Below are 3292 nucleotides of genomic sequence, written 5' to 3'. Positions count from 1 at the left end.
GGGCGCCGCCTGGGCCCGCCTGCGCCGCCGTTATCCGGACGCGGTCGAGACCTCGCCGCCGCCGCCGTTGGTCCAGCGCGTGGTCGAGCGGATCAACGACCTGCTGGCCGGCGGCCGCGACGACCTGGTCGATGTCGAGCTGGACTTCAGCGTCGTCGCCCCCTTCAACCGCCGGGTCTACGAGATCGCCCGCGCCATCCCGCCCGGCGAGACCCTGACCTACGGCCAGATCGCCAAGGCCATGGACGACCCGGGCGCGGCCCGCGCCGTCGGCAAGGCCCTGGGCGAGAACCCCTGGCCGATCATCGTCCCCTGCCACCGCGTGCTGGGCGCCGACGGCAAGAGCGGCGGCTTCTCGGCCCCCGGCGGGGTCGAGACCAAGGCCCGCATGCTGACCATCGAGCGGGCCAAGACCAATGACGCGCCGACCCTGTTCGACATGGAGTTCTCGGTGGCGCCGCAGCGCGGGCGATGAGCCCCGGAGCGCCGGACAGATAAGGTCTTGAGGCCGGGAAGCTTGACCGGTTAACGGCGACTGGCGTTCGCCCGAACACGAGCGAAACGAATCATGACCGAATCAGCGACTTCGCCCGATTCAGTGTTTGTTCCCTACTAGCTATTGTAGCTTAATTCGGATTAACCACAAACAGGGCCCACAAACAGGACGCGCGGGGCCGGGTCGCCCGTTCAGGATCGCGGACCGGCCGTCAGGTCCTTGGCGACCGTCACCACCTTGCCGAAGTTCTGCACGGCCGCCTCCATCAAGCCTTGCGAGGCGCTCAGCGCCTGCGCCCAGCCCGACTCGGGCTCGGCGCCCGGACTCAGGGCCCCGACCAGACTGGCGGCCGCGGCGGCCTCGACCAAGGCGGCGGTGCGCTGCAAGTGCTGGACGGCGTTCAGCAGGGCCAGGCTGGCGGCCTGGATCGCCGCCGCCTTCATGACCTCGTCCAGCGTCGAGGGTTCGGCCGGAGGTGCGACGGCCATGTCAGGCGCCCGACTTGGCCTTGGCCTTGTCGGCCGCGGCGCCCTGCGCGGTCGCGGCCTTTTCAGCGAGGTCGGCGAAGGACGGGATCGGGCCGGTGCTGGCGCGCAGGGCGGTCAGCAGCGACAGCATGTTGTCGGGCACATCCGACTGGGCGATCTTGGCTGCGGCCTCGCTGGCCGCGCCATACAGCTGCATGACGCCGACATTGGTCGCCGCCTGGGCCAGCACGGCCTGCTGCTGTTGGGCGGCCACGGCGTTCTCGAACAGGATGCCCAAGGAATGGGCCAGGCTTTGATAGACCGAGCCCATAGCCATGGCGGGACCGTCGCCCAGCGTGGTCAGGTTGGACTGGGTGACGGCGTCGGTGATCTGGGAATTGACGGAGGTTACGTCGGCCATGAGCGAGCTCCCGGACACGCCGGAGATCAGCCTCCGGTCGTGGCGCGGCATTCTTCGCGCGAGAAGCCGAGCTTGGCAATCAGCGTTATGTGAAGTCTTCTAGCTGGTCGGGCAGGTGGCGCTGACGCGCTTGGCGATCAGGGTGAGGGCCATCGGGATGCCGTCGACCGTCTTGCCCTTGGCCGCGATCGTGAAGCTTTCCGGCGTATAGGAGCCGTCGGCGGTGATCGGGGCCACGCGGCCCTTCTTGTCGGTCCAGGTGCCCTTCAGCGCGATCTGGCCGTCGCGCACCTTGCTGGTCTCGTAGTCGCAGGTGTAGCGCTTGAGGCAGATGCCGCGATTGAAGTTCTCGACGTCCCTCTCGGTCAGGCAGTGCAGGTCGCTGTCGATGGGAATCGGTCCGAACCGCGTGTTGTATTCCCACTGGCCGGTCAGGATCGTCGTGGCGGCCTTGGCGTCTCCGCCTTGGGGGCGAGCCAGGGCCACGGCGGCGCCGGCGGCCAGAAGGCCGCCGGCGATGACCAGCGAAACCGCGGCGGAAGCAAGCAGACGCATGGGATTCCTTCTCTTCAGGCCGTCTCTATATAGGGAGCCTTATAAGGAGGGCAGATGAACCGCATCTGATGGCGATGTTTGGGCGCCCTATTTAGCCCGGCGCCGCGCCGCGCGGCTTGACTCGGCGAGCCCCCTTCGCCTATATCGCCCGCTCTCGCGCAGCGGTCCGTCCACTGCGCGGCCGAATTCATGTTGCGGAACCTCCGGTTTCGCCCAAGCCCAAGGTATCCGCCATGTCGCGCCGTTGCGAACTCACCGGGATCGGTCCGATGGTCGGCCACAATGTGAGCCACTCGAACATCAAGACCAAGCGCCGCTTCCTGCCGGCCCTGTCGCCCGCGTCGCTGCAGTCGGACTCGCTGGGTCAGACCTTCAAGCTGCGCATCAGCAACGCGGCCCTGCGCACCCTGGACTTCCGGGGCGGCCTGGACGTGTTCCTGCTGGGCGCCAAGGACGAGCAGCTGTCGCCGCGCGCCCTGAAGATCAAGGCTCAGGTCAAGGCCAAGGCCAAGGCCGCCGCGACCGCCGTCGCCGCCTAAGACTTTCTCGGTCCAGGCCGAACGAAAGGCCCGCGAGGTTCGCCTCGCGGGCCTTTTCGCGTTTAAGGGTCCGCGCGGCCGCTCAAAAGCCGGTTTGTCGCCTATCCGACCCATGCGTCGAAGACGCCAGAAACCTCGTGCTGACGGTTGGAACCAACGTCGTCGCCGGGGGCTTCCTCTCCCACTTTTGGGAGCAAAACACATGATCAGAACCCTAGCAGCCGTCGCTCTCGCAGCGGCGACGATGACCGCTTGCGGCCCGAAGACCGAAGCCGACGCCGGCGCCGACCGCACCGCCGGTCCCGTCGTCTCTTCCTCGGAAGCGCCGCGCAACGAAGCGATCGACACCACCCCGACCACCGGTGAAAGCGGCCCCACCCCCGGCGCCAGCTCCTACACCGAAGCCCAGGCCAAGAGCGCCATCGAATCGGCCGGCTACACCGCCGTCGGCGCCCTGACCCAGAACACCAACGGCCTATGGCAGGGACCGGCCACCAAGGACGGCAAGTCGGTCACCGTCTCGGTCGACTACAAGGGCGCCGTCACCGCGCTCTAGGTCGCGCCGCCGCCCACCGACATCCCCATCAAGACATTTCGAGGACACGACCATGAGCCGCACCATCACCCGTCTGTACGACACCCACACCCAAGCCCTCGGCGCCGTCGAGGATCTGGAACGCGGCGGCGTCGACCGCGACCGCATCAGCCTGGTCTCCAACAACAGCGACAACTGGCATGACGGCAAGCGCGACGCCGGCCCGCTGGGCGAGGCCAAGCGCGACGACGACAACGAAACCGCCGAGGGCGCGGGCGA

General features: G+C 67.9%; 6 protein-coding genes and 1 pseudogene. 4 read left to right on the top strand and 3 right to left on the bottom strand.

The genetic code is table 11. The features are described 5' to 3' along the window. On the top strand, positions 1 to 475 hold a 475-nt coding region (locus WAL33_RS14520), incomplete at its 5' end, for a methylated-DNA--[protein]-cysteine S-methyltransferase (protein WP_422182230.1). A 212-nt stretch (positions 476 to 687) separates the two neighbouring features. On the opposite strand, the gene WAL33_RS14515 is transcribed toward WAL33_RS14520, so the two are convergent. From WAL33_RS14515 to WAL33_RS14505, 3 genes are all read right to left on the bottom strand, one after another. Beyond that, entirely contained in the window at positions 688 to 984 is a 297-nt protein-coding gene (locus tag WAL33_RS14515) for a hypothetical protein (RefSeq protein ID WP_422182229.1), read from the bottom strand. Position 985: 1 nt separating this feature from the next. Beyond that, the gene (locus tag WAL33_RS14510; protein WP_422182228.1) at positions 986 to 1384 is read right to left on the bottom strand and encodes a RebB family R body protein; all 399 of its coding nucleotides are present in this window, start codon (positions 1382 to 1384) and stop codon (positions 986 to 988) included. 99 nt (positions 1385 to 1483) lie between these two features. Beyond that, complete coding sequence (locus WAL33_RS14505; protein ID WP_422182227.1) at positions 1484 to 1939, bottom strand: DUF3617 domain-containing protein; 456 nt, start codon at positions 1937 to 1939, stop codon at positions 1484 to 1486. 233 nt (positions 1940 to 2172) lie between these two features. Here WAL33_RS14505 and rpmB point away from each other — a divergent pair, with 233 nt between their 5' ends. From rpmB to WAL33_RS14490, 3 genes and pseudogenes are all read left to right on the top strand, one after another. Beyond that, positions 2173 to 2478 carry a 50S ribosomal protein L28 gene (gene rpmB / locus WAL33_RS14500; RefSeq protein WP_012288143.1) on the top strand — a complete coding sequence of 102 codons (306 nt, stop codon included), beginning with the start codon at positions 2173 to 2175 and terminating at the stop codon, positions 2476 to 2478. A gap of 202 nt (positions 2479 to 2680) precedes the next feature. Then, positions 2681 to 3034: a hypothetical protein gene (locus WAL33_RS14495; RefSeq protein WP_422182226.1), complete on the top strand. Its 354-nt coding sequence runs from the start codon at positions 2681 to 2683 to the stop codon at positions 3032 to 3034. A gap of 52 nt (positions 3035 to 3086) precedes the next feature. Further along, positions 3087 to 3292 (top strand): annotated as a pseudogene (locus WAL33_RS14490) (hypothetical protein); the annotation flags it as partial.

The sequence above is a fragment of the Caulobacter sp. genome (genome assembly GCF_049283275.1).
Taxonomy (GTDB): Bacteria; Pseudomonadota; Alphaproteobacteria; order Caulobacterales; family Caulobacteraceae; genus Caulobacter.
The sequence above is the reverse complement of the archived record's forward strand: the minus strand, read 5'-3'. Positions and strand labels throughout refer to the sequence as shown.

Excerpts from the sequence above, each read along its gene's own strand:
- WAL33_RS14495 (WP_422182226.1), top strand. The coding sequence starts at position 2,681 with ATGATCAGAACCCTAGCAGCCGTCGCTCTCGCAGCGGCGACGATGACC.
- WAL33_RS14505 (WP_422182227.1), bottom strand. The coding sequence starts at position 1,939 with ATGCGTCTGCTTGCTTCCGCCGCGGTTTCGCTGGTCATCGCCGGCGGC.
- WAL33_RS14515 (WP_422182229.1), bottom strand. The coding sequence starts at position 984 with ATGGCCGTCGCACCTCCGGCCGAACCCTCGACGCTGGACGAGGTCATG.
- rpmB (WP_012288143.1), top strand. The coding sequence starts at position 2,173 with ATGTCGCGCCGTTGCGAACTCACCGGGATCGGTCCGATGGTCGGCCAC.
- WAL33_RS14510 (WP_422182228.1), bottom strand. The coding sequence starts at position 1,384 with ATGGCCGACGTAACCTCCGTCAATTCCCAGATCACCGACGCCGTCACC.